This window comes from Rhodococcoides fascians A44A, from assembly GCF_000760735.1.
GTDB lineage: Bacteria > Actinomycetota > Actinomycetes > Mycobacteriales > Mycobacteriaceae > Rhodococcoides > Rhodococcoides fascians_E.
In genome coordinates this window covers 993,998-1,018,224 of sequence record NZ_JMEX01000008.1, presented here as the reverse complement: position 1 = coordinate 1,018,224, position 24,227 = coordinate 993,998, and the positions used below count along the sequence as shown (strand labels likewise).

The window sequence follows — 24,227 nt, the reverse complement described above, 5'->3', positions numbered from 1 at the left end:
CATGACTGCAGTACTCACGACTCTTCCCGACAACACCGCCACGCAGCTGTTCGTCGCCGGCAACTGGCACGACGCGTCCGACGGTGGAACCTTCGCGGACCTGAATCCCACTACGGGTCAGCTGCTCGTCGACATTGCCTCCGCAACGGCTCAGGACGTCGATGCCGCGGTACGAGCTGCCCGCGCACAGCTCAGCGGTGAGTGGGGATCGACTCCAGGAGTCATCCGCGGAAAGCTGCTGAACAAGATCGCCGACCTGATCGAACGCGACGGCGATCTGCTTGCCCGCCTCGAAGCTCATGACGTGGGCAAGCCCGTCGGACAGCCCGCAATGCTGGACATCCCCAACGCGGCAGCCACATTCCGGCACTTCGCTGGCTGGGCCGACAAGATCCAGGGCACGACGATCCCGACGGCCGGCTACTTCGGGCAGCCGACGCACTCGTACACCGTGCGTGAGCCTGTCGGAGTGATCGGTGCGATCATCCCGTGGAACACCCCGCTGATGATCGCAGCCTGGAAGTTGGCTCCCGCGTTGGCGGCCGGCAACACGCTGGTCGTGAAGCCGCCGGAGGACGCGCCGCTGTCGATCCTGCATCTGGCGCGACTCATCGACGAGGCAGGAGTGCCCGCCGGCGTCGTGAATGTCGTTCCAGGCCTGGGCGAGGTGACCGGCGACGCGCTCGTCGGACATCCCGGCGTCGACAAGATCAGCTTCACCGGAAGCCCGCGCGTAGGCCGGATCATCGCCAAGAAGGCCGCCGATACGTTCAAGAGAACCACACTCGAGCTCGGTGGTAAGTCGCCGCAGATCATTCTGGAGGACGCCGACCTCGACGCTGCCATCAACGGCACCGCGATGGGACTGTTCTTCAATCAAGGTCAGGTCTGTGCCGCGGGTACCCGTGTGTTGGTGCACCGTTCGCTGTACTCGCAGGTGGTCGACGGCCTCTCCGCGGCAGCGTCGGCGCAGGTGCTCGGAGATCCGTTCGACCCCGCCACCACGATGGGCGCGCTCGTCAACGCCAAGCAACGCGACTCGGTGATGGGATACATCCAGGCAGGGCGTGACGGTGGGGCCAGGGTTGCCGCCGGTGGTGGGAGTCCGGAGCGTGACGGATTCTTCGTCGAGCCGACGATTTTCGCGGACGCGAACAACGACATGAAGATCGCTCAGGAGGAAATCTTCGGTCCTGTCGGCACGGTCATCCCGTTCGACACTCCCGAAGAGGCGATCCGCATCGCCAATGCGACGGATTACGGCTTGGCGGCGTCGATCTGGACGCGCGACGTCTCGCGTGCGCATTCGCTGGCGGCGCAGGTTCGCTCCGGCGCAGTGTGGGTGAACGGTTGGGCTGCAATCGATCCGGCACTTCCCTGGGGCGGCATGAAGAGCAGTGGCACCGGCCGTGAGCTGGGTTGGGCCGGTATCGAAGCCAACACCGAGGAGAAGGTCGTCACCATCGTCCTGTGACCCGCTGTGAGTGGAAATGCGTCCTACAGGGCGCATTTCCATTCACAGACTGGCGAGGCGCGCCTGCCGTGGTGACATTCTGTAGGCCTCTTTGAACACTCTCGAAAAATGAGCCGAGTCCACCAGACCGTGACGTGCGCAGATGGTTCCGATGCTGTCCCGCGCGTGCCGAGGATCTTCGAGGTCCCGTCGACAACACTCCAGCCGGCGAGACCTGATCCATGCTGCGACACCGCCGTCCGATTCGAACAGTTTCTGCAGGTAGCGCGGGGAAATGTGTTGGGCTGCTGCGACCATCGCCGTATTGAGGCCGGGATCGTTCAGGTTGGCCTCGATGAACGACTGCGCTCCGGCCAAGATCACCGCACCCGGTGACTGGTTCTCGTGTGGAGCTCGCTCGTCCAGTGCTGCGCTGACGAGATCGAGAACGGCATCCTCGAACAACCTGGTCGACGGGGAGAAGCCGTCGGACAGGCCTTTTCGCAGTCCGGCGAGGAACGGCGAGACGAGCGACCCGACGCCGTCGTCGCCCTTGATTCTGAGCGCAGACACATGCGATAGATCGTTGGGCCTGATCTTGAGCGACTCACGCGGAAACATCAGGACGAACATCGCGAAGTCGCTTGCGAAGTGCAGGTCGTAGGGCTCGCTGGTGTCGTACACGGCGAAGTCGCCTGGTTCCAGCACCGCTTCACGATCTCGCTGGACCACGACGCCTCGGCCGCGTAGCTGCACACCGACCTTCACCAGGCCCGGATCGCTGCGTCGAATCACCGCACGAGTTCTGCGGACGTCGACGCATCGACCGGATACTTCGCTGATGTGCAACGACCCCATCGATCCGGAGTGCAACCCGCCGTCGAAGCAACCGTCGGACGCGGACGAGGAGGCGTCGAGCGGCACGAACGCCGCCGACACCTCCTCACGCCACCTGTCGAACTGCACTCACGTCACCTTTAGCTCGGACGGTTGTCGATCAGACGACGAGCTTTGCCGATGGAACGCTCGAGAGCCGCGGGCGCAACCACGTTCACCTGCACCGTGACGCCGATGCGGTCCTTCACCAGCTTCCTGAGCGTCGCGGCCGCCACCGGATGGGCCTCGGGTGTGGCATCCGGGCGAGCCTCGACGAGCACCGTCAGCGAATCCATGCGACCCGCACGCTCCAGCACACACTGGAACTGCGGGGCCAGCGTCGGAACCGTCAGGATGAGCTCCTCGATCTGTGTCGGAAACAGGTTCACTCCGCGCAGGATGATCATGTCGTCGGTGCGGCCGGTGACCTTCTGCATCCGGCGCATCGTGCGGGCCGTGCCCGGCAGCAGCCGCGTCAGGTCGCGGGTGCGGTAGCGGATGATCGGCATCGCCTCCTTGGACAGCGACGTGAACACCAACTCACCCTCCTCGCCGTCGGGCAGGACTTCGCCGGTCACCGGGTCGATGACTTCCGGGTAGAAATGATCCTCCCAAATATGTAGTCCGTCCTTGGTTTCGACACATTCCATCGCAACACCCGGTCCCATGACCTCGGACAGGCCGTAGATGTCGACGGCGTCCATGTCGAGGGTCTTCTCGATCTCCTTGCGCATCTCCTCGGTCCACGGCTCGGCACCGAAGACTCCGGTCTTCAAGGATGTCTTGGCCGGGTCGATGCCCTTCTTGATCATCGCGTCGACGATCGTGAGCATGTACGACGGCGTGACCATGATCGCGTCGGGCTCGAAGTCCTCGATGAGCTGGATCTGACGATCGGTCATTCCGCCCGACATCGGAATGACTGTGCAGCCCAAACGCTCTGCGCCGTAATGGGCGCCGAGACCGCCGGTGAACAGGCCGTAACCGTAGGCAACGTGAACTTTGTCCGACGGCTTGACGCCACCCGCGCGTAGGCTTCGAGCGATGAGGTCGGCCCAGTTGTTGATGTCGTTCGCGGTGTAGCCGACCACCGTGGCTTTGCCGGTCGTTCCCGAGGACGCGTGGATCCGCGAGACCTTGTCCTGGGGAACCGCGAACATGCCGAACGGGTAGTTTTCGCGCAGATCCTTCTTCGCGGTGAACGGGAATTTGGCGAGGTCGGATAGGTCCTTCAGATCCGTCGGGTGAACTCCGGCGTCGTCGAATGCCTTCTTGTAGTGCGGCACGTTGTCGTACGCGTGCTGAAGCGACCATCGAAGCCGTTCGAGCTGGAGCGTCGAAATGCGATCACGTGATGCGAACTCGATGTCGGGGGTATCGGTCGGGGCGGACAAGACGCTGGTCATGGCGGTCTCCGGAGGGGTCAGGCGTCGAAGTCGACGGTCACGGTGTCGCTGAGGGGGAATGTCTGGCAGGTGAGCACGAAGCCGGCGGCGACCTCGTTCTCCTCCAGGGCGTAGTTGCGGCGCATGTCGACGTCACCGCAGGTCACCTTGGCGCGGCACGTGCCGCAGACACCGCCCTTGCAGGCGAATGGCAGGTCCGATCGCAGCAGTTCCGCGGAATCGAGGATCGACTCGTCCTGCGGGAGAGTGCCCGTGACGCTTCGGCCGTCGAGGGTGATGGTGACCTCGCTGCTGGGTCCGGTCACGCCGGGCTCGCGATGCTTCTCCTGCGGTGGGGGAACGTCGTCGACGTAGAAGAGTTCGGCGTGCACGTTGGATTTGGCGACGCCGAGTTCACCGAGAACGGCTTGCGCATCGGTCACCATCCCGAATGGACCGCACAGCCAGAAATGATCTATCTCGGGTGTCGCGACGACCGAGTCGAGGATGGCGCGGAGCCTGTCGGCGTCGAGCCTGCCGCTGAACAGTTCGACCTCGCGAGGCTCCCTGGACAGGACATGGATGACGTCGAACCGACTGCCGTACTGGTCTTTCAGATCGGCGATTTCCTCGGCGAACATCACCGATCTGGTGCGCCGGTTGCCGTACAGCAGAACCACTTCGGCGTTCGGGTTGGCCAGAACGGATGCGGCAATCGACAGCATGGGGGTGATCCCGGAGCCTGCCGCGATGAGTACGTGCCTGCCGCCTGCGGCGGGGTCGGCATGGAAGTTTCCGGTCGGTCCCTGGACCTCGATGCGGTCGCCGGCCTTGACCTCTCGCACGAGCCACGACGAGAACAGTCCGTCGGTCACCTCACGAACGCCGACGCGGGGGCGTGCACCCGCCGGAGCGCAGATGGAGTAGGACCGCCGATGTTCGACACCGTCCACCGTGCGCGAGAGCATCAGGGACTGGCCTGGGCGGAAATCGAATTCGTCGCGCAGGTCTTCTGGTACGTCGAACGTCACGGCAACGGCGTCGTCGCACAGTGATTCGACGTCGGCAACGGTCAGCGTGTGGAAGGGCCTGTTGCGATTGGGGGCGACGACGGGCTCGGCGGTCACAGTCATCAGATCTCCTTCACGTGGTCGAAGGGTTCGAGGCAGTCGTCGCATCGGTACTGGGCTTTGCACAGGGTTGCGCCGAACTCGGAGGTCAGTTGGGTGTTCATCGACCCACACCGAGGACACGCGAGCTGGCGTGGCTTGACGGTGAGGGTGAGGGGCACCGGACCCGACGTCCGCGCGGGAGCAGGCCCCGGCGTCGAATAGCCGGTTTCCCGGAGCTTCCGGAGGCCGTCCTCGGAGATCCAGTCCGTGCTCCACGGCGGAGTCAGGCTGGTGACGATCTCGACGTCGGTGTAACCGTGGTCTTCGAGCTTGTGGGCGATGTCGTCGCGCATCGTGGCCATCGCCGGGCAGCCCGAGTAGGTGGGGGTGATGGTGACGAGCACGCTGCCGTTCTCGCGGACCTCGACGTCGCGCAGTACGCCCAGATCGTCGAGGGTGAGCAGCGGCATCTCGGGGTCCAGGACGGTCGCCGCGATGTTGCGAGCAGAAAGTTCCATTGTCGTCACCAGACTCCCTCCGGATGTGCACGGGCGACGACCTGCATCTCCGCGATCAACGGGCCGAATGCCTCGGTGTGGATTCCGCGTCGGCCGCCGCGGCCGCCGATGGTGCCGACTGACTTGCCCTCCGGCGCTTGCAACTCTGCCGCGTGCAGGACCTGCGCGATCACGGAGTCGAATTCCTCGCGCACATCACGCGGATCCACTGCGACGCCGACCGTCGCCAGGGCGATCTCCTCGTCGGTGGGGACGAACAGCTCGGAGACATACGGCCAGATGCGGGTGATGGCCTCACGGACTCGACGCTTGGATTCGTCGGTCCCGCACCCGAGGGTCACGACCCAGCGTGCTGCGTAGTCGCGGTGGTAGGTGAGCTCTTTGACACCCTTGTCGGCGACGGCCGCGAGGACCGGATCCCGTGAGTCCTTCAGACGCGAGAACACAGCGAGGCGCCATGTCGAGAACACCAGCAGACGAACGAGGGACTTCGCGAAGTCGCCGTTGTCGAGCTCGGTGAGCCGGACGTTACGGAAGTCCGCTTCGTCACGGAAGAACGCCAGAGCGTCCTCCGCGGGCGCGGGCGAGCTCTCGGAGACGAACGGGATCACGGCCGGATCGGCCTTGGCGGCGCGCGCAAGCAGGAGACGTGCCTGCCCGAGCAAGTCCAGCCCGACGTTGGCCAGCGCCACTTCTTCTTCGAGTTCCGGTGCGCGTGTGCTCCACTGAGCCAGGCGCTGTGAGCTGATCAGCGCATCGTCCCCGAGCATGAGGCAGTACGCCGCCAGAGCTTCGAGGTCGACGTCGTCCGGAACCGTGGTGTCGACGCCGGCGAGCGGGTCGTCGAAACTGGTACCGAATGCCCACTGCCCGTGTGAATCCTCGTCGACGAGGCCCTCGTAGGCGTTGTCATGATCTGTCATTGCAGGCCTCACATGTGGGGAACGTTGTCGGGAATCTCGTAGAACGTCGGGTGCCGGTACACCTTGTCTCCGCTCGGAGCGAAGAACGGATCCTTCTCCGACGGAGACGATGCGACGATCGAGTTGGACTGCACCACCCAGATGCTGACGCCTTCGTTGCGGCGGGTGTAGACGTCCCGTGCATGACGCAGTGCCATGTGGTCGTCGGCGGCGTGCAGGGATCCGACGTGCACATGATTGAGCCCCCGCTTGCCACGGAGAAACACTTCGTACAGGGGCCAATCAGCTTTGACCTGAGCCGGTTTGGGCTCTACCGGAACGTTCTCGGTCGGAACCGCGCCGTGGCCGCCCTCGGCAGTGAATTCAGTCATGATGCATTCCTTTCGGCGAAGGCCGTCGCTGCCTCGCGAACCCATGCACCGTCTTCGTGAGCTGCGCGACGGTTCGCGATGCGCTCGACGTTGGAGGCGCCGTTGCCCTTGATGACCTGCATGAACTCGCTCCAGTCGGGCTCGCCGAAGTCATGCGACTTGCGCTCGTCGTTCCACTTCAGGTTGGGATCGGGGAACGTGACGCCGAGTGCTTCGGCCTGAGGGATGGACATGTCCACGAACCGTTGGCGCAGTTCGTCATTGGTGTGGCGCTTGATTCCCCACTTCATGGACTGCTCGGTGTTGGGGCTCTCGTCGTCAGGCGGGCCGAACATCATCAGAGCAGGCCACCACCACCGGTTCACCGATTCCTGGACCATGGCGCGCTGCTCGTCGGTGCCGCGCATCATCGTCGCAAGCAGTTCGTATCCCTGGCGCTGGTGGAACGACTCTTCTTTGCAGACGCGGATCATCGCGCGCGCATACGGCCCGAAGCTGCTGCGGCACAGAGGAACCTGGTTGCAGATGGCGGCGCCGTCGACGAGCCACCCGATGGTGCCGACGTCCGCGTACGTCAGGGTGGGGTAATTGAAGATCGACGAGTACTTCTGCTTGCCCTCGATGAGCTTGACCGTGAGGTCTGCGCGATCGGCCCCGAGCGTCTCCGCGGCCGAGTACAGGTACAGGCCGTGGCCTGCCTCGTCCTGCACCTTGGCCATCAAGATGGCCTTGCGGCGCAGCGACGGCGCGCGGGTGAGCCAGTTGCCCTCCGGCTGCATCCCGATGATCTCGGAGTGCGCGTGCTGGGCGATCTGGCGGATGAGCGACTTACGGTAGCCGTCGGGCATCCAATCGCGGGGTTCGACGCGCTGCTCGCGGGCGATGGTCTCGTCGAAACCGTCCTGAAGCGCATCGGCTTGCAGGGTCTCTGACGTGGTCATAAGTCCTACTTTCATTACCGAATGATCGGTCGAAAACTAGTATGCAACGAAGTGGCGTGGATTACAAGGGGAAGCGGAGCCGCTAGTGACCCTGAAACACCGGCTTCGCCTTGGCGAGGAACGCGTCCACAGCGGCCTTGTGGTCGACGGTCTGGCCGAGGGCGGTCTGCGCCCGAGCCTCGCGATCCAGTGCGTCGAACAGGCCGGAAGCAGAGGCGCGCACGAGAGATTTCACGTGCCGATATGCCTCGGTGGGGCCTGTCGCGAGTTTCCTGGCGATCTGCGCGGCCGCGTCCCGCACCTCCTCGTCGGGAACCACGCGGTGCACCAGGCCCCAGTCGAGAGCCTGCTCGGCGGTGATCTTGTCACCGAGCAACATCAACGCGCCGGCCCGTGAGCTGCCGAGCGACTCCACCAAGGAATAGCTGAGCCCGGAATCGCTGGCCAACCCGATTCCCGTGAAGGCGGTCGCGAACGACGATCCCGTGCCGGCAACTCGAACGTCCCCGGCCAACGCGATGCCGAGGCCGGCTCCGACGCAGGCTCCGGGGATGGCGACGACGACGGGAACGTCGAGATTCTTCAGCGACCTGATCAGAGGGTTGTAGTGAATTCCGACGGTGTCCATAGCGGTCTTGGGATCTGCCTGCAGGGCTTCGACGTGCTCAGCCAAGTCCTGGCCGACGCAGAAGTTCTTTCCCTCGGCGGTGACGAGCACGGCGCGAGCGCCTGACACCCCGTCGACAGCCTCTTGGAACGCCACCTTGGTCTCGACGTTCAGCGAGGACCGCTCCAGGGTGATGGTCGCCAACCCGTCGGATATGTCCAGTCGTACGGTCATTTCTTCTCCCAGTCGTGGAATCCCTTACCTGACTTACGTCCGAGCTCACCACGCGCCACCTTGTCCCGCAGCAACCGAGGTGGAGTGAAACGGTCGCCCAGAGTCGACGCGAGGTGTTCGGCGATCGCCAGCCGCACGTCGAGGCCGACGAGGTCCGTCGAACGTAGCGGCCCCATCGGGTGCTTGTATCCGAGTTCCATTGCTCGGTCGATGGACTCGGCATCGGCGACGCCTTCCTCGAGCATGCGCATTGCTTCGAGCCCCAAGCACACTCCGAGCCGGGACGTCGCAAATCCGGGGGAGTCGTTGACGAGCACCTCGGTCTTGCCGAGCAACGAGACCCATTCGCGGACGTGCTCCACGACGGCCGCCGACGTGGCCGGCGCTCGGACGATCTCCACCAACGTCGACGCCGGAACCGGATTGAAGAAGTGCATACCGATGAAGCGCGAAGGATCGTTCAGCGCCGCACCGAGCTCGGCGATCGAAATCGAGCTGGTATTCGACGCGATCACCGTGCTTGCCGACACGGTCCTGTCGATCAGCGCAAGTACCTCGACCTTGAGCGACGGGATTTCCGGTACGGCCTCGACGACGAGTTCGAGATCGGCGGGCAGATCGGTCGGGCCCGCGACGGTGGTGACACGCGCAAGGATCGCGGCGGGATCCTCGTCCAGCTTTCCGCGCTCGTGAGCCCGGGCCAACCCGGTCTCGACGCGGCCGAGCGCCGCTGCCTGGTCTGCCGCTTCGGCTATGGTCACGGGGGCGCCGAGAGCGGCGAAGACCTGGGCGATTCCCGCGCCCATCCTGCCACCACCGACGACACCGACGCTTACGGGAACTGTCATTTCTTCTCCAAGAATGCCGTCATGCGGCGTTGTTTGTCCTCGGTCTCGAACAGAACGGCTTGAGCGATGTCGTCGGCCCACGGGTGCGAACCGGGTGCATCGAGGATCGTCTTGGTCAGTTTCAGGGCCAATGGTGCTTGCTTGACGATGCGATCGGCGAGCGTGTGTGCGGAAGCCAGCGGATCGTCCACGATCTCCATCACCAACCCCGATTTCGACGCTGCGTCGGCGTCGAGCAAGCGGCCTCCCAGGAGGACCTGTTTGGCGACGGACACCCCCACCAACGTCGGCAGCCGGTAGCTCGCTCCCGCGGCCGCCATGATTCCGAGGCCCGGCTCGGGATTACCGAAAACAGCCGTAGCGGAAGCGATTCTGATGTCGCAGGCATACGACAGCTCGGCGCCGCCGCCCAAGGCGTAACCGCGGATGGCGGCGATCGTCGGCAGCGGAAGAGAAGCGATGCGGTCGAACAGGTTTCGGTTGATGCCACGCAGAGCGTCGTCGCGCGTGCGTCGACGGAGCTGGTTGATGTCAGCACCGCCGGCGAAGTGCTCACCGCGCCCGGTCAGGATCAGTACACGAGGATCCCGCTCGATCAGCGCGCACACGTCGTGCAGCTCCGAGATCATGTCGGAGTCGATCGCGTTGCGCTGCTTCTCTCGTGCCAGCGTGACGACGACGCGATCCGCACGTTCGTCGACGACGATGGTGTTCACGGCGCCTCGATCAACATCGACACACCCTGCCCGACGCCGACACACAGCGTCGCCAGTCCCCGCGACGCCTTCTCGCGTTCCATTCGGCCCAGGAGAGTCAACAGGATGCGCGCTCCCGATGCCCCGAGTGGATGTCCCAGTGCGATGGCACCGCCGTCGGCGTTGACGATCGTCTCGTCGAGCTTCAACTGTCGGATGACGCCGAGAGATTGCGCGGCGAAGGCCTCGTTGAGTTCGACGGCGCCGAGGTCGTCGATCGCCCACCCCGCACGTGCGAGTGCTTTGTGGGTCGAGGGCACGGGTCCGAGGCCCATGACGTGGGGTTCGACGCCTGCGCTCGCGCTGGTGACGATGCGGCCCCGCACGTCGAGGCCGTACTTGTTCACTGCCTCTTCGGATGCGACGACCAGCGCTGTGGCGCCGTCGGTGAACGGCGACGAGGTTCCGGCGGTGACGATGCCGTCCTGCCGAAACACCGTCTTCAGTGTGCCGAGCTTGTCCAGGGTTGTTCCACGCCTCGGTGTTTCGTCCTCGCTGACGTCTCCGGTCTTCGTGGATACCGACACGATCTCGTCGACGAATCGTCCTGCATCCTGCGCGGCGACCGCGCGCTCTTGGCTGCGGAGGGCGAAGGCGTCGGACTCCTCGCGGGTGATGCCCTCCTGGCGGGCCACCTCCTCTGCGGTCTCGCCCATGGACAACGTCGTCTTGTCGTCGAAGCGAGGATTCGTGAAACGCCAGCCGAGGGCCGTGTCGAAGATCTGGCCGGGCTTGGCCCACGGCGTGCCGGGCTTGGCCATCACCCATGGGGCACGAGTCATCGATTCGACACCGCCCGCGACGATGACGTCTGCTTCTCCGCTGCGGATGGTGGACGCGGCACTCGCGACCGCGGTGAGCCCGCTCGCGCACAACCGGTTGACGGTGTAGCCGGGCACGGTGTTCGGCAGGCCCGCGAGAAGTACCGCCATGCGTGCGACGTCGCGGTTGTCCTCGCCGGCCTGGTTGGCTGCGCCGAGGATGACCTCGTCGATCCTGTCCGCGGGGACGCCCGCTCGGCGCACTGCCTCGGCGACGACGCACCCGGCGAGGTCGTCCGGACGGACCGTCGCGAGCGCGCCGCCGTATCGACCGTGCGGTGTGCGCGCGCCCGCTACCAGAAATACTTCGCCCACTGTTCGCTCCTTCTTCAGTTCCTTTCAATTAATAACCGAACATTCGGTCGTCGCGCAAGGGTGGGCGGCGTCGGTGCTGTGGAATGGGGCAGCGCCTGGGAGGATGTTCGACATGACAACTGCACGGACTCCGCGCCGGACCGGTCTGCCGGGACGCCCGGGTTACGACCTCGACTCGTTGCTGGCCGTCGCAGTCAAGGTCTTCAACGACAAGGGGTACGACGGTACGTCGATGGAGGTCTTGGCCGGACGGCTCGGTATCACCAAGTCGTCCATCTACCACCACGTGTCCGGCAAGTCCGAGCTTCTCGAGCTGGCCCTGTCGCGAGCGCTCAATGCGCTGTTCGCCGTCACCACGGAGGAGCGGGCCACTACCGGTCGATACATCGATCGGCTCGAGTACCTGGTCCGGCGTAGCGTCGAGATCCTCGTCGCCGAGTTGCCGTACGTCACGCTGTTGCTGCGGGTGCGTGGGAACACCGAGGTGGAGCGTCGTGCCCTGGCCAGGCGCCGCGAGTTCGACGCCTTCGTCAGTGGCCTCGTGGTCGCGGCCGCGGAGGAGGGGGACCTGCGCGGCGACATCGATCCTGCTCTGGTCTCGCGCTTGCTCTTCGGCACGGTCAACTCGCTGATCGAGTGGTACAAGCCCCGGACCGGCGGGTCCGCCGACGCCCTGGCCGACGCCGTCGTCGCCTTGACCTTCGACGGTTTGCGTCACCGCCCCGCGTGAGACGTTCCTTGACATCTCCGCGCCGGAGCGCGATGGTAATTACCGACCGAACGTACGGTGAGACGGAGAGATGCTGTGAGCAGATTGTTGGAAAGCTACGCACAAGGTCGCTGGTTCGCCGCGAGTGACGAGGGCACTCCGTTGCTCAGTGCGATCGATGGAACCGAGGTCGCTCGGATTTCGTCCACCGGCCTCGATGTCGCGGGCATGGTGGACTACGCCCGCACGGTAGGTGGCCCGGCGCTCGCCACGCTGACGTTCCACGATCGCGCCGGTCTGCTCAAACAGGTCGGTCTGACGTTGATGGCAGGGAAGGGCGAGTTCTACGAGGTGTCGACCCTCACGGGCGCCACCGAGCGCGATTCCGGCGTCGACATCGACGGAGGATTCGGGACCGTGCTGAGTTACGCGAGCAAGGCTCGGCGTGAACTCCCCAACGACACCGTCTATCTCGACGGCGCCGTCGAGCAACTCGGCAAGAAGGGCACGTTCCTCGGCCAGCACATCTACACGTCCCGTCGCGGCGTAGCGGTGCAGATCAACGCGTTCAACTTCCCGGTGTGGGGGTTCCTCGAGAAATTGGCGCCTGCGTTCATCGCGGGCGTGCCGTCCATCGTGAAGCCGGCGAGCCAGACCGCCTATCTGACAGAACTCGTCTTCCGGCGCATCATCGAGAGCGGAATTCTGCCCGAGGGATCCGTACAACTGCTGGCCGGCAGCGCCAGGGGAATCATCGATCACCTGGGCGGGCAGGATTCCGTCGCGTTCACCGGTTCTGCCGACACAGCGACGCAGCTGCGTGCGCACCCGAACGTTGTCGGCGAGGGTGTGCACTTCACCGCCGAAGCCGATTCGCTCAATGCGTCGATTCTCGGCACCGATGTGACGCAGCAGGATCCGGAATTCGACCTGTTCGTCAAGGGTGTCTTCACCGAGATGACGGTCAAAGCCGGACAGAAATGCACCGCCATTCGGCGCGTCCTGGTCCCACAGGCGCAGGTCGACCCGGTCATCGACGCGCTGGCGGCCGAGCTGGGGAAGGTCGTCGTCGGCGATCCCCGCGACGACGGCGTCACGATGGGTGCGCTCGCCAGCATCGATCAGCGCGACGAAGTCCTCGAATCGATTCGTGGCCTGACCAAATCGGCGTCGGTTGTCTTCGGTGCCCCCGAGGCCGTCGACCCGCGCCCGGGCGCATTCATGGCGCCGGTCCTGTTGAAGGCCGGAGACTCGTCTGCACCCGAGCCGCACGAAATCGAAGCATTCGGCCCCGTGTCCACGGTGATCGGATACGACGACACCGCGGATCTCCTTGAGCTCGTTGCCCGCGGCAAGGGCTCCCTCGTCGCCTCGCTCGTCACCAAGGATTCGGCACTCGCCCGCGAGATCGTGCTGGGATCAGCGCCGTACCACGGTCGCATCCTGGTGCTCAACACGGGCGACGCCCGAGAGTCCACCGGCCACGGATCCCCCCTGCCGGTTCTGGTGCACGGCGGACCTGGTCGAGCGGGTGGCGGTGAAGAACTCGGCGGCATGCGAGGCGTGCTGCATCACATGCAGCGCACAGCGATCCAGGGCACACCGGATGTGTTGACAGCCGTCGGCAACAAGTGGGTGGCTGGTTCGGCTCGGATCACCGGTGACATTCATCCCTTCCGTAAAGACCTCGGTGAGCTGCAGCTCGGCGACACCATCGTCGGAGGTCCTCGTCAGGTCACCCGTGCGGACATCGACCATTTCGCCGAGTTCACCGGCGACACGTTCTATGCCCACACCGATCCCGAAGCGGCAGCAGCCAATCCACTGTTCGGTGGCATCGTCGCGCACGGGTACCTCGTCGTCTCGCTGGCGGCCGGACTGTTCGTCGACCCCGCGCCCGGCCCTGTTCTCGCGAACTTCGGCGTCGACAACCTGCGGTTCCTGACACCGGTGAAAGCCGAGGACTCGCTCACCGTGACGCTCACGGCGAAACTGATAACACCTCGTCAGAGTGCGGACTACGGTGAAGTGCGTTGGGATGCAGTGGTAGTGAATCAGGAGGGTGACCCCGTCGCGACATACGACGTGCTCACACTCGTCGCGAAGCCGGAGGGAGACAAGTGACTGCCCGTGTAGTCGTGTGTTACGGCACACCAGAAGATCCGGCCGCATTCGACGAGCACTACACCTCGGTGCATGTCCCGCTTGCTGCCGCGGTGCCGGGATTGATCGAATTCACCTACGGCAAAGCCAGTTCCATGGACGGATCCGAGCCGCCGTACTACATGATCGCGTACCTGGTCTTCGCGGACGAGGCGTCCCTGAAGGTCGGTCTGGGATCAGCCGAGATGAAGGCCGCAGGCAAGGACGTCCGCAACTTCGCCACCGGTGGAGCGACGATGTTCACGCAGGAGGACGTGCGGGTCTCATCGGTGGATCGGTAGTGATGGGACAGAACAGGATCGCTCACGAGATGTTCGCCGCCGACGTCGCATCCCGCACACTCGGAATCGAGTTGCTCGAGCTGAGGGACGGCCACGCCAGGATGTCGATGGTCGTCACCGAGGACATGGTCAACGGTCACGCCATCACGCACGGAGGATACGTGTTCATCCTTGCCGACACGACGTTCGCGATGGCGTGCAACAGTTACGACGATGCCGCAGTGGCGGCGCGTTGCGATATCCGCTATCTGCGGCCGACGAAGGCCGGAGACGTTCTCGTCGCCGACGCCGTCGAGCGTGCACGCTTCGGCAAGAACGGGATCTACGACGTCACCGTCACCAGCGGTGAACGAGTAGTTGCGGAGTTTCGAGGCGACAGCAGGACGGTTCCGTCCTCGAGGGGAATTTGAGGGACTGTGACGTTGCGAATGCGGTGATCGGCGCTGAATACTTGCTCACCATGCGCTACAACAAGCTGGGTAGGACCGACCTCGAGGTGTCCGAGGTGTCCTTCGGGACCGCGCCGCTCGGAGACATGTTCGGATCTGCAGACGAGGATCAGGCCATCGCGTCGGTGCACCATGCCCTGGATGCCGGGATCAATTTCTTCGACTCGTCGCCGTACTACGGCGGGGGCTTGGCGGAGGAACGGCTCGGCGCAGCCTTGGCGGGCAGGCGCGAGGACGTCCTGATCGGCACGAAGGCCGGCCGATACGGCAACGAGGACTTCGACTTCTCGCCACGGAAACTACGGGAAAGCATCCACACCAGCCTGAAGCTGCTCCGCACGGACTACGTGGATGTGCTGCAACTCCACGACATCGAATTCGTGCCGTTGTCCCCGGTGTTCGAGGACTCCTACGCGGAACTGGTGAAGCTGAAGGACGAGGGATTGTGCCGCTACATCGGCATGACCGGGTACCCGATGCACACGTTGACGCGCGCTGTCACCGAGACCGACCTCGACGTCATTCTGTCCTACGCGCACTACACGCTGCTCAACACCGAACTCGCGACCGCCTTGAAGCCCGTGTGCGACGAGCGAGGCGTCGGCGTGATCAACGCTGCGGCAGTGGGATTGGGCCTGCTGACACCCGGAGGCGTCAAGCCGCACATTCCCGCGACCGACGACGTCAAGGCGGCGGCCGCACGGGCTCGCCAGTGGGCGGCGGACAACGGACAGGACATCTCGTTCCTCGCCAATCAGTTCTCGCTGCAACGATCCGGCTGCCCGACAACCGTGATCGGCACGACCAAAGTCCATCACCTCGATTCCGCTATCCGCGCCGCGACGGAACCCATCGACACCGACGTCCTCGATGCAGTGCTGGCTCTGACCGCAGATGTGCACGACGTGTCCTGGCAGAGCGGACTTCCCGAGAACAACGGCTGACCTCAGCTCCCGGCCGGGTGCCGCCACATCGACGTCATCACGGCGCCCGACGCCAACGGGAACGTCTCGGTCACCTCGAACCCGAACTTCTCGTAGAAGGTGACGTTGTCGGCCGACGTGCACACGAGATAGGCGTCGTCGCCGTCCGAATCGCAGCGCGCGAGCCGGTCGAGCAGGAGCGTCGAGACGAAGCCCCGGCCCCGAGCCGACTGGGTACTACCCAGATTCGCCAGATACCACGCCGGTTCGGAAGGATGATGGGCATCGAGCGTCGACCTGACTCCCACCGCCGCGCCGACTCGGGTCCGCAACGCGGGAAGCAGCGCCGGCAACGCGCGCGCGGTGCGCAGCAGCGACGAGTGCTGCCGACCGGGCGGATCCCACACCTCGACGGCAACGGCTGCCCCGTCCTCCTCGACGTACCGCACCCCGCCTCCGGCGATGTGAAAGTGCCGCAGCGACGCGGTGAAGTAGCCGGTCAAAGCCGCGTGCCGTCGCGCGCGATCGGGCCAGATGGACGCCATCAACGGATCGTCGCGGAAGGCGTCGGCCAGAACCGAGCCGCAGGTGGCGGCGTCGGCGATGGTCGCGGTGACGATTCGGCCAGTCAAGAGTCCCCCGGGGAAATAATTCGGAACAGTCGGTTCGCACTAGGGTGGCTGTGTGAAATCGAAACCGGATGCCGCGGCGCCGCAGCGCAACGTCGACGCGGGGGCACAGCCATGGATGCTGGTGGAGACGCTACATCAGGACAGAGCGACTCTGGTCTCCCTCGGCGGACGACTACGCGAGATGTCGTCCTTGCCGCGCGCCGTCAGGTCGACGGTCGGTGGTCGATCGTCGGCACAGGTCTGGGCGGAAGTCGCCCGGTCGATCGACGTCGTCCGTGAACACGCCACCTCCCGAGACGTCACGATCCCCACCGGCAGCGGACGCACCCGCGTCGTACTGCATCCCGTCGTCGGCCCGTCGGGTGCCGTGCACGGCATTGCGTTGTGGGTCGGCGACGCAGAGTCCGCCGTCCCGCAGCGGCCCGAGGACGCGCTCGCCGTGACGTTCGAGTCCGAGCGCCGCGCGTTCGTCGTCGACGCGGACTGCCTCCGCGCACTTGCCACGGACCTGCCCTCCGACATCCGAACCAGCTTCACCTCGCCCGAAGTGTTCCGGAAGATCGACGTCGACGACGCGGTGGGCGCCATCGGCGCGCTTCTCCAACCCGCTCCCGACGACGGCGCGACCTGGACCGGCCTGGCGTCGACGACGCACCTGCCCGGCGTTTCCCGCCTCGACCTCGTGTTCACCGCCGACGACGACGGGTCGACATGGCGGGGCCTGGTCCACGCCGTCGAGTCCGAGACGGTGGCACAGCCGCGGCTCGAGACCGCGGCGTTCGCCGCTCTGGGGCAGGTGTCTCCGCAGATGGCGCTGGTCCTGATGGACGTCACCCACAACCGACTGATTCGGTGGCTGACCGATCCGGTGCCACAGATCCAGTGGAAAGGCATCGTCGACGACAGAGACACTCCGCACCCGGACGACGTCACACGCATCTTCGCCGCCGCGTCGGGGATGTACGCGGGCACGGAAACCAGTACCTCCGTCGACGGCATCCGCCTCCGTCGCATCGGCGGAGGATGGACCGTCGTCGACGCTCGCGCGGCGCTGCTGCCGCGTGAGAAGTCGAGCCCGCGATTGATGCTGGTGCAGATGACCGTCGTCGGACACACCGACGACCCGGATCCTGTTCCCGTCGACGACACCGGGCACCCCAGCCTGCTCGACTGAACCCGGCAGAGTGGCCATGGTGCAGAGTGGTCGACACAACGGTGTACTAGAAAAGGATGTGACGATGGCAGGACAGCTGTGGGCACTCGAAGGGGGAAGCCCGGACATCGACCAGGACGCGTGGATCGCGCCGACGGCTACCGTGGTGGGCCGCGTGAAGGTCGGCCCGACGTCGGGAATCTGGTACGGCGCGGTGCTGCGTGCCGAGTTCGAGGACATCACCATCGGCGCGGGCAGCAATCTGCAGGACGGCGTCGCCGCCCACGTCGACCCAGGCTTTCCGCTGACGGTCGGTGAGAACGTCAGCGTCGGCCACAATGCTGTGCTCCACGGCTGCACCATCGGCGACGGCAGCCTCGTCGGAATGGGCGCGATCGTCATGAACGGCGCCGTCATCGGCGAGGGCAGCCTGGTGGCAGCCGGTGCATTGGTGCTCGAAGGGACCCAGGTGCCGCCGCGTTCACTGGTCGCGGGTGTGCCCGCGAAAGTTCGACGCGAACTCACCGACGACGAGGTGAACCACAACGGACTCAACGCCGCCGTCTACCGCGAACTACTGAAGCAGCACCGCGCAGCCCGTCCGTTGTGAGTGGAAATGCCGCGTCTTCTGGTCGCTCCGCAGGCTCCGCTCCTGGCCCTGGCCTACATTTCCACTCACCTGAGGAGGCCGGTCAGTGCGTGGGCATGTTCCAGCAGGAGGGTGCCCAGTTCGTGGTGCCGATCCGGGCGAAAGCGAGTCTCGACGCCGGTGAGACTGAGGGCCCATGCGGGCTTTCCTGATCGGTCGAACACCGCGGCACCGATGCCCCAGCTGCCTTCGACGAGCAGCGCGGGGTTGACGGCATAACCCGTCGTTCGTGTTGCGACGATGCGCCGCCGGAGCTCGGCAGTCGCGTGTTGCGGGCCCCACGCCGGCTCCAGGTCGGCGCCCGTCAGGTACTGATCGATGTCGCGATCCGGTAGATGCGACAGGATCACCAGGCCCGCCGACGCCACTCCGAGCGGCAGCCGAATCCCCTCGTACAACACGTGTGACCGCAGGGGAAAGCTGCCGTCCTCGCGGAGAAGGCAGACGGTCTCGTCTCCACGCCGAGCAGACAGGAATGCACTCTCACCGCTGGCCGCAGCCAGAGCATGTACGACGCCGCGCGCTGGGCCGGTGATGTCGTATCTGCTGGCGGCCGCAGCGCCGAGGAGATACATCTCGGGTCCGAGGGTCCACGAACCGGTGGCGGAGTCGCGGTCGAGAAACCCCTCGTGGGCGAGCGAAGTGAGCAACCTGTGCGCAGTCGGTCGGGCAAGGTCGGTGGCGCGTGCAAGTTCCGTGGTCGACGCCCCGGCCGGTTCGGCCGCACCGACGGCCTTCAGAAGCGCGGTCGAGCGCGCGACGACGTTGGGCTGCATAGGGGCAACCCTACCCGCTGCGTTCATTCAACGAACGCAATGCTCGACGCTTTTCGGTGAACGAGCAGTTTCGGTCAATCTTTCCGGATCATCTCCACGTCAGGGTCTACTGAAGGTGCGTTTACTGAATGAACACGTGAGGAGTATTCGGATGGCAAGGAAGGTGTACCGGTCGGCCGCCGCTGCCGTGGCCGACATCGGCACAGGCGCGCGGATCGCGGTCGGAGGATTCGGATTGTGCGGAATCCCGGACGCACTGATCGACGCGATCAGCGAGACGGACGCCTCCGAACTCGAGGTCTTTTCCAACAACTGCGGCGTCGACGACCACGGATTGGGCATCTTGCTGTCCCTCGGCAGAATCCGCCGAGTCACCGCGTCCTACGTCGGCGAGAACAAAGAATTCGCGCGGCAATACCTCGCAGGCGAACTCGAAGTCGAACTGACCCCCCAGGGCACCCTCGCCGAGCGACTGCGCGCCGGAGGCACCGGCATCCCCGCATTCTTCACACCCGCAGGCGTCGGAACCCCCATCGCCGACGGCGGAATGCCGTGGCGCTACGACGCCGACGGCGGCATCGCGGTGGCGTCGCCGCCGAAGGAAACCCGGGTGTTCGGGAACAAGCGCTACGTCCTCGAAGAAGCCATCGATGCGGACTACGCGCTCGTGCACGCCGAGATCGGTGACACCGATGGCAATCTCGTGTTCGACAAGACGGCGATGAACTTCAACCCTCTGGCCGCGATGGCGGGAAGAATCACCATCGCCCAAGTGGAGACGCTCGTCGAACCCGGTGAGATCGACCCGGGCGCAGTGCATCTGCCCGGCGTGTTCGTCCAGCGCATCGTCCACACAGGACCGCAGAACAAACGCATCGAAAAGCGCACCGTCACTGCAGGAGGACAGGCATGAGCTGGACACGAGACCAGATGGCTCAACGCGCAGCAGCGGAGATGGTCGACGGTGAATACGTGAACCTCGGAATCGGCTTGCCCACACTGATACCCGCCTATCTGACCGACGACGTCACAGTGGTCCTGCACTCGGAGAACGGCATCCTCGGCACAGGCCCGTACCCGACGGAGGAGAACGTCGACGCCAACCTCATCAACGCAGGCAAGGAAACCGTGACGGTCAATCCCGGTGCCGCCTACTTCGATTCGTCGTTGTCCTTCGGCATGATCCGCGGCGGTCACATCGACACGGCCGTCCTCGGCGGCATGCAGGTCTCGCGCACCGGCGATCTCGCCAACTGGATGGTCCCCGGCAAAATGGTCAAGGGCATGGGCGGCGCCATGGACCTCGTGCACGGTGCACGCCGAGTCATCGTCGTCATGGAGCACACCGACCGCGAGGGCAACCCCAAGATCCTCGACGCCTGCACCCTGCCGCTGACCGGCCAAGGCGTCGTGAACCGCATCATCACCGACCTCGCAGTCCTCGACGTCGTCGGTGACGGGACACTCTCGCTCGTCGAGTTGGCGCCCGACGTCACGCGTACTCAGGTGGAGGACGCAACGGGAGTAGCGCTCGTCTGAATTCGTGCTAAGGTTGAACCTTCAACTTAAGTAGTCGAAGGACAGCCCATGACGTCTGTGATGAATCCGCCGGTCGCCGGCGGTGCGTTCGATGCGTTTCTCGCCGACACAGCCCCCGCGAGTCTCGGCCAGAAGCTGTGGACAGCCGCCGACGGACCGCTTCCCGCGCTGTACATCAGCCACGGTGCACCGCCGGTATTCGACGACCCCCTGTGGATCGACCAGCTCTTCACCTGGTCACAGGCCATGCCCAAGCCCAGAGCCATCCTCATCGTCAGTGCGCACTGGGAAGAAGCACCGCTGAGTCTGTCCGCCATCGACGCACCGCTGGTCTACGACTTCGGCGGCTTCGCGGAGCGATACTTCTCGATGACCTACGCGACGCCCGACGCCACCGCGCTGGCCGACCGAGTGGCCGCGATGATTCCGGCATCGGCGAACCTGCACAGGCATTCGTCGCGTGGACTCGACCACGGTGCGTGGGTTCCGCTGAAGGTCATGTACCCGTACGGCGACGTGCCGGTCCTCCAGCTGAGCCTGCCGACGGATTCTCCCGACGCCCTGCTGGACATCGGGCGACGGCTGAAAGCGCTTCGCGCAGAAGGTGTACTCGTCGTCGGTTCCGGATTCATGACCCACGGGTTGCCGTTCCTCTCACGCGAGAACTTCTTCACCAACACCGTTCCGACCTGGTCACGCGACTTCGATCAATGGTCCGCCGAGGCGCTGGCCCGGGGCGACGTCGACGCGCTGGCGAACTTCCGCACCCGAGCTCCAGGAATGCCGTACGCGCACCCCACCGTCGAGCACTTCACACCGCTGTTCGTCACGCTCGGGGCCGCATCGGATCCGGAAGCCCCTGTGCACACCGAGATCACGGGCTTCCAATTCGGTTTGGCGAAACGCTCCTTCGCGGTCGCCTGACGGATCGTTAGGGTGGAGGAATGTTCGTCAACTCCGCCCGAACGTTCGTCGCCGACGCCATTCGAGGGCTCGTCGCCTCCACCGCAGACATCTCCTGGCATCCCGATCCAGGCTTCCTGACCCGGGAAGAACCACTCGCAGCGGGACAGGTAGCTCTCCTGTCCGGCGGCGGTAGCGGCCACGAACCGATGCACGCCGGATTCATCGGAGCCGGAATGCTCGCCGGGGTCTGCCCGGGGCTGGTGTTCACCTCACCCAACGCACTCCAAGTGCACGAGGCATCGAAGTCCGTGAGCGTCGGAGGCGGCGTGGTGCACATCGTCAAGAACTACACCGGTGACGTCATGAACTTCTCGATCGCCCGAGAGCTGTTGCGTGAGGACGACATCGAATCCGACTACGTACTGATCGACGACGACGTCGCGACGGAGCGGGCCGATGGTGACGGGCCGGGCAGACGCGGAACAGCAGCGACGGTGATCGTGGAGAAGATCTGCGGCGCCGCGGCCGAACGCGGAGACACACTCGCCGACGTCGTGGCACTCGGACGCCGAGTCGCGGCGAATTCACGAAGTATGGCGGTGGCACTTCGGGCATGCACGGCACCGGGCTCGAACGAACCCTCCTTCGACCTGCCCGACGGCGAAATCGAACTCGGCATCGGAATCCACGGCGAGCGGGGCACCTCACGCGTACCCGACATGCCCGCCCAGGACATCGTTGCTGCACTGACGCAACCGGTAATCGATTCGCTGGGCTTGGAACGCGGTGAATCCGCCATCGCCTTCGTCAACGGACTCGGGGCAACCCACCCGATGGAGCTGCACCTGCTGTACGGCGAACTGGCGGAGTACCTGTCCGACAAAGGAATCGAGGTGGCGCGTCCACTCGTCGGCAGCCTGGTCACCGCCCTGAACATGGCCGGCGCATCGATCACACTCGTCCGCGTCGACGACTCCGTTCTCGAACTTTTCGACGCCCCGACCGACGCTCCGGCATGGCCCGCTCTGGTGCGTGACACAGTGCTGGGGGAGCGTACGGGATTCGGCCCGAGCTTCGCCCCGAGCGAAAACGACTCGCCGCGAAGCGAGTGGGTGTCGGACTGGATGGCGTCGTGGGTGCAGCGAGTGCTCACCGAAGAACCCGCACTGACCGATCTCGACCGCCGCGCGGGTGACGGAGACTTCGGGACCAACATGGTGTCCGCGCTCGAACAGGTGGATCTGGCGCAGATCCGTGAAACCTATTCTGCGCAGACGATCTTCGAAGCCGTGTCCGCTGCGTACCTCGGCCATGCGGGCGGCACCTCCGGAGCACTGTTCGGTATCTGGTTCCGACAGTTCTACCTCGCACTGCACGCCGAAGACCTCGCCGCGATCACCACCGCCGCACGCAACGGACTGGAGAGAATCACCGAACTCGGGGGCGCCCGCGTCGGCGACAAGACCATGGTCGACGCCATCGCCCCGGCAGTCGACGCCCTCGACAACGCGACGGACTTGCGCACAGGTCTGACCGACGCAGCTCGCGCCGCGACCGAAGGAGCGCAGTCGACCGAGAACTTCACCGCCAACAGGGGGCGAGCGTCCTACGTCGGTGACGCCGCCCGAGGCGTCGTAGATCCGGGTGCGCTGGTCATTGCGTGGTTCTTCGAAGCGGCCGCGGACGCTGTTCGGGGCTAGGGGTTGGGTGTGGCGTAACAGTTGCGCATTCCCCAGGCGGGATCCCGCCTGTCAGAGGCGCGATTGTCACACCACACCCGGGTCAGGCGAGGGATTCGACGAAGACCGCGGCGATCTGTTCGAGACCGGCCTGGTCGTCGGCATCGAAGCGGGCGAGCAGGGGACTGTCCAGGTCGAATACTCCGACGAGTGTGTCCCCGTCGTACAGCGGCACCACCAGTTCGGATCGGGTCGCACCGTCACACGCGATGTGACCGGGGAACGCGTGCACGTCTTCCACGCGCTGGGTCTGTCGCGACGACGCCGCGGTACCGCACACTCCCTTGCCGAGCGCGATCCGCACACATGCAGGCAGACCCTGGAACGGTCCGACGACCAGCTCTGTGCCGTCGAACAGATAGAACCCGACCCAGTTGACATCCGGGACGGAGTTGAAAACAAGGGCAGACAGGTTGGCGGCGTTGGCAATCCGATCCGACTCGCCGTCGACCAGTGCCCGCGCCTGCTGCGTCAGCTGTGCGTACTGCTCGGACTTCGTACCTTCGAGTGCAGTTGCGGTGAACGACATGGCCCGATTCTAGGTATCGGCGCTTCGGAGCCTCGCGCGCACCGCGAAACCGAGCGTCAGGAGGTAGAGCGACATGCCGGTCACCTGCAGCCGCTGAGCGATACCGAGCCCGTACGAGCCCGGAAGATTGTCGGCGATCATCAACCACGCTGTCGCCAGCGACGTCACGATCAACACGACGAGTCCCACCGTGCGCAGCAGCGCAAGACTGCGGTACCGGAACGCCGCAACGGTGAACGCAACCATGGCAGTGAACACCGCGAACACAGCAACTGTGCTGGTCAACGCGTGAATGTGATGCAACTGAGGAAACAGCCCACTCGGTTCCACCGGGCAGGACGGATCGTTCTCCGCAACACACTCGATCGGCAACTGTGAATCGGCAATCGTCGCTGCCCCGAAAACAACCAGCGCACTCCACCCGACATTCGTCAACCGCCGACGAGGCAACGTCAACCCCGCCGCACCCGCAACGATCAGCAGAACCCCGGTGACCAAATCCGCCGTACTGAAAAAATGTCGATACGGCTGATCAGCCGCATCGAGTTCACTGAGGAACGAATGCGCAGGGTCCAATCCCGTATCGAGAAAGAACTCCGCCACCCACGCCGAATACAACA

At 65.0% G+C, this 24,227-nt stretch carries 27 protein-coding genes; 12 read left to right on the top strand and 15 right to left on the bottom strand.

Going from position 1 to position 24,227, the window contains the following annotated elements; translation table 11 throughout:
* The first annotated feature begins 1 nt into the window (after position 1).
* Positions 2-1,474: a phenylacetaldehyde dehydrogenase StyD gene (gene styD, locus BH95_RS17155; RefSeq protein WP_037183249.1), complete on the top strand. Its 1,473-nt coding sequence runs from the start codon at positions 2-4 to the stop codon at positions 1,472-1,474.
* A 42-nt stretch (positions 1,475-1,516) separates the two neighbouring features.
* Here the strand turns inward: styD and BH95_RS17150 are convergent, their stop codons facing one another.
* From BH95_RS17150 to BH95_RS17100, 11 genes are all read right to left on the bottom strand, one after another.
* The gene (locus BH95_RS17150; protein ID WP_037183248.1) at positions 1,517-2,419 is read right to left on the bottom strand and encodes a helix-turn-helix domain-containing protein; all 903 of its coding nucleotides are present in this window, start codon (positions 2,417-2,419) and stop codon (positions 1,517-1,519) included.
* 11 nt (positions 2,420-2,430) lie between these two features.
* A complete protein-coding gene (gene paaK / locus BH95_RS17145; protein ID WP_037183246.1) occupies positions 2,431-3,735 on the bottom strand; it encodes a phenylacetate--CoA ligase PaaK in 1,305 nt (434 codons plus the stop codon).
* 17 nt (positions 3,736-3,752) lie between these two features.
* Positions 3,753-4,847 (bottom strand): 1,2-phenylacetyl-CoA epoxidase subunit PaaE, encoded by a 1,095-nt coding sequence (gene paaE, locus BH95_RS17140; RefSeq protein WP_037183244.1) that lies wholly within the window; start codon positions 4,845-4,847, stop codon positions 3,753-3,755.
* Positions 4,847-5,344, bottom strand: coding sequence for a 1,2-phenylacetyl-CoA epoxidase subunit PaaD (paaD, locus tag BH95_RS17135; RefSeq protein ID WP_037183242.1), 498 nt, complete (start codon positions 5,342-5,344; stop codon positions 4,847-4,849). The genes paaE and paaD overlap by 1 nt, the downstream gene beginning before the upstream one ends.
* Positions 5,345-5,349: 5 nt before the next feature.
* Entirely contained in the window at positions 5,350-6,267 is a 918-nt protein-coding gene (paaC, locus tag BH95_RS17130; protein ID WP_033190547.1) for a 1,2-phenylacetyl-CoA epoxidase subunit PaaC, read from the bottom strand.
* Between the two features lie 8 nt (positions 6,268-6,275).
* Entirely contained in the window at positions 6,276-6,638 is a 363-nt protein-coding gene (gene paaB / locus BH95_RS17125) for a 1,2-phenylacetyl-CoA epoxidase subunit PaaB (RefSeq protein WP_037183240.1), read from the bottom strand.
* The gene (gene paaA, locus BH95_RS17120) at positions 6,635-7,579 is read right to left on the bottom strand and encodes a 1,2-phenylacetyl-CoA epoxidase subunit PaaA (protein ID WP_037183238.1); all 945 of its coding nucleotides are present in this window, start codon (positions 7,577-7,579) and stop codon (positions 6,635-6,637) included. The genes paaB and paaA overlap by 4 nt, the downstream gene beginning before the upstream one ends.
* An 82-nt stretch (positions 7,580-7,661) precedes the next feature.
* On the bottom strand, positions 7,662-8,420 hold the full coding sequence (locus tag BH95_RS17115; protein WP_037164490.1) for an enoyl-CoA hydratase-related protein: 759 nt from the start codon (positions 8,418-8,420) through the stop codon (positions 7,662-7,664).
* The gene (locus BH95_RS17110; RefSeq protein WP_037183236.1) at positions 8,417-9,268 is read right to left on the bottom strand and encodes a 3-hydroxyacyl-CoA dehydrogenase family protein; all 852 of its coding nucleotides are present in this window, start codon (positions 9,266-9,268) and stop codon (positions 8,417-8,419) included. Before BH95_RS17110 ends, BH95_RS17115 begins: the two co-directional genes overlap by 4 nt.
* Positions 9,265-9,984 carry an enoyl-CoA hydratase/isomerase family protein gene (locus BH95_RS17105; RefSeq protein ID WP_019662815.1) on the bottom strand — a complete coding sequence of 240 codons (720 nt, stop codon included), beginning with the start codon at positions 9,982-9,984 and terminating at the stop codon, positions 9,265-9,267. The genes BH95_RS17110 and BH95_RS17105 overlap by 4 nt, the downstream gene beginning before the upstream one ends.
* Positions 9,981-11,159, bottom strand: coding sequence for a thiolase family protein (locus BH95_RS17100; protein WP_019662816.1), 1,179 nt, complete (start codon positions 11,157-11,159; stop codon positions 9,981-9,983). Before BH95_RS17100 ends, BH95_RS17105 begins: the two co-directional genes overlap by 4 nt.
* A 112-nt stretch (positions 11,160-11,271) precedes the next feature.
* Here BH95_RS17100 and BH95_RS17095 point away from each other — a divergent pair, with 112 nt between their 5' ends.
* From BH95_RS17095 to BH95_RS17075, 5 genes are all read left to right on the top strand, one after another.
* Positions 11,272-11,889: a TetR/AcrR family transcriptional regulator gene (locus BH95_RS17095; protein WP_026347377.1), complete on the top strand. Its 618-nt coding sequence runs from the start codon at positions 11,272-11,274 to the stop codon at positions 11,887-11,889.
* Between the two features lie 75 nt (positions 11,890-11,964).
* On the top strand, positions 11,965-13,992 hold the full coding sequence (gene paaZ / locus BH95_RS17090) for a phenylacetic acid degradation bifunctional protein PaaZ (protein WP_037164487.1): 2,028 nt from the start codon (positions 11,965-11,967) through the stop codon (positions 13,990-13,992).
* Positions 13,989-14,312 carry an EthD family reductase gene (locus BH95_RS17085; RefSeq protein WP_033190554.1) on the top strand — a complete coding sequence of 108 codons (324 nt, stop codon included), beginning with the start codon at positions 13,989-13,991 and terminating at the stop codon, positions 14,310-14,312. Before paaZ ends, BH95_RS17085 begins: the two co-directional genes overlap by 4 nt.
* A 2-nt stretch (positions 14,313-14,314) precedes the next feature.
* Positions 14,315-14,722: a hydroxyphenylacetyl-CoA thioesterase PaaI gene (paaI, locus tag BH95_RS17080; RefSeq protein WP_037164484.1), complete on the top strand. Its 408-nt coding sequence runs from the start codon at positions 14,315-14,317 to the stop codon at positions 14,720-14,722.
* A gap of 50 nt (positions 14,723-14,772) precedes the next feature.
* Positions 14,773-15,705, top strand: coding sequence for an aldo/keto reductase (locus tag BH95_RS17075; protein ID WP_026347378.1), 933 nt, complete (start codon positions 14,773-14,775; stop codon positions 15,703-15,705).
* Positions 15,706-15,707: 2 nt separating this feature from the next.
* Here the strand turns inward: BH95_RS17075 and BH95_RS17070 are convergent, their stop codons facing one another.
* Entirely contained in the window at positions 15,708-16,316 is a 609-nt protein-coding gene (locus tag BH95_RS17070) for a GNAT family N-acetyltransferase (RefSeq protein WP_037183234.1), read from the bottom strand.
* A gap of 52 nt (positions 16,317-16,368) precedes the next feature.
* Between BH95_RS17070 and BH95_RS17065 the strand changes: the two genes are divergently transcribed.
* On the top strand, positions 16,369-17,490 hold the full coding sequence (locus BH95_RS17065; protein ID WP_019662823.1) for a GAF domain-containing protein: 1,122 nt from the start codon (positions 16,369-16,371) through the stop codon (positions 17,488-17,490).
* Between the two features lie 64 nt (positions 17,491-17,554).
* Positions 17,555-18,079, top strand: coding sequence for a gamma carbonic anhydrase family protein (locus BH95_RS17060; RefSeq protein WP_037164476.1), 525 nt, complete (start codon positions 17,555-17,557; stop codon positions 18,077-18,079).
* A 65-nt stretch (positions 18,080-18,144) separates the two neighbouring features.
* Here the strand turns inward: BH95_RS17060 and BH95_RS17055 are convergent, their stop codons facing one another.
* Positions 18,145-18,894 carry an IclR family transcriptional regulator gene (locus BH95_RS17055; protein WP_037183232.1) on the bottom strand — a complete coding sequence of 250 codons (750 nt, stop codon included), beginning with the start codon at positions 18,892-18,894 and terminating at the stop codon, positions 18,145-18,147.
* A 151-nt stretch (positions 18,895-19,045) separates the two neighbouring features.
* Between BH95_RS17055 and BH95_RS17050 the strand changes: the two genes are divergently transcribed.
* Genes BH95_RS17050 through BH95_RS17035 form a run of 4 tightly spaced genes read left to right on the top strand, consistent with a single transcriptional unit; the run spans position 19,046 to position 23,039 of the window.
* Entirely contained in the window at positions 19,046-19,807 is a 762-nt protein-coding gene (locus tag BH95_RS17050; RefSeq protein ID WP_208601177.1) for a CoA transferase subunit A, read from the top strand.
* Complete coding sequence (locus BH95_RS17045; RefSeq protein WP_033190050.1) at positions 19,804-20,433, top strand: 3-oxoacid CoA-transferase subunit B; 630 nt, start codon at positions 19,804-19,806, stop codon at positions 20,431-20,433. The genes BH95_RS17050 and BH95_RS17045 overlap by 4 nt, the downstream gene beginning before the upstream one ends.
* A 48-nt stretch (positions 20,434-20,481) precedes the next feature.
* Positions 20,482-21,357 carry a dioxygenase family protein gene (locus tag BH95_RS17040; protein ID WP_037183228.1) on the top strand — a complete coding sequence of 292 codons (876 nt, stop codon included), beginning with the start codon at positions 20,482-20,484 and terminating at the stop codon, positions 21,355-21,357.
* 20 nt (positions 21,358-21,377) lie between these two features.
* A complete protein-coding gene (locus BH95_RS17035; protein WP_037183226.1) occupies positions 21,378-23,039 on the top strand; it encodes a dihydroxyacetone kinase family protein in 1,662 nt (553 codons plus the stop codon).
* Between the two features lie 82 nt (positions 23,040-23,121).
* Here the strand turns inward: BH95_RS17035 and BH95_RS17030 are convergent, their stop codons facing one another.
* Positions 23,122-23,607 carry a GAF domain-containing protein gene (locus tag BH95_RS17030; protein ID WP_033190052.1) on the bottom strand — a complete coding sequence of 162 codons (486 nt, stop codon included), beginning with the start codon at positions 23,605-23,607 and terminating at the stop codon, positions 23,122-23,124.
* A gap of 9 nt (positions 23,608-23,616) precedes the next feature.
* Positions 23,617-24,225, bottom strand: a complete 609-nt coding sequence (locus BH95_RS17025) for a DUF998 domain-containing protein (RefSeq protein WP_157773093.1) — start codon at positions 24,223-24,225, stop codon at positions 23,617-23,619.
* Between the last annotated feature and the right edge of the window lie 2 nt (positions 24,226-24,227).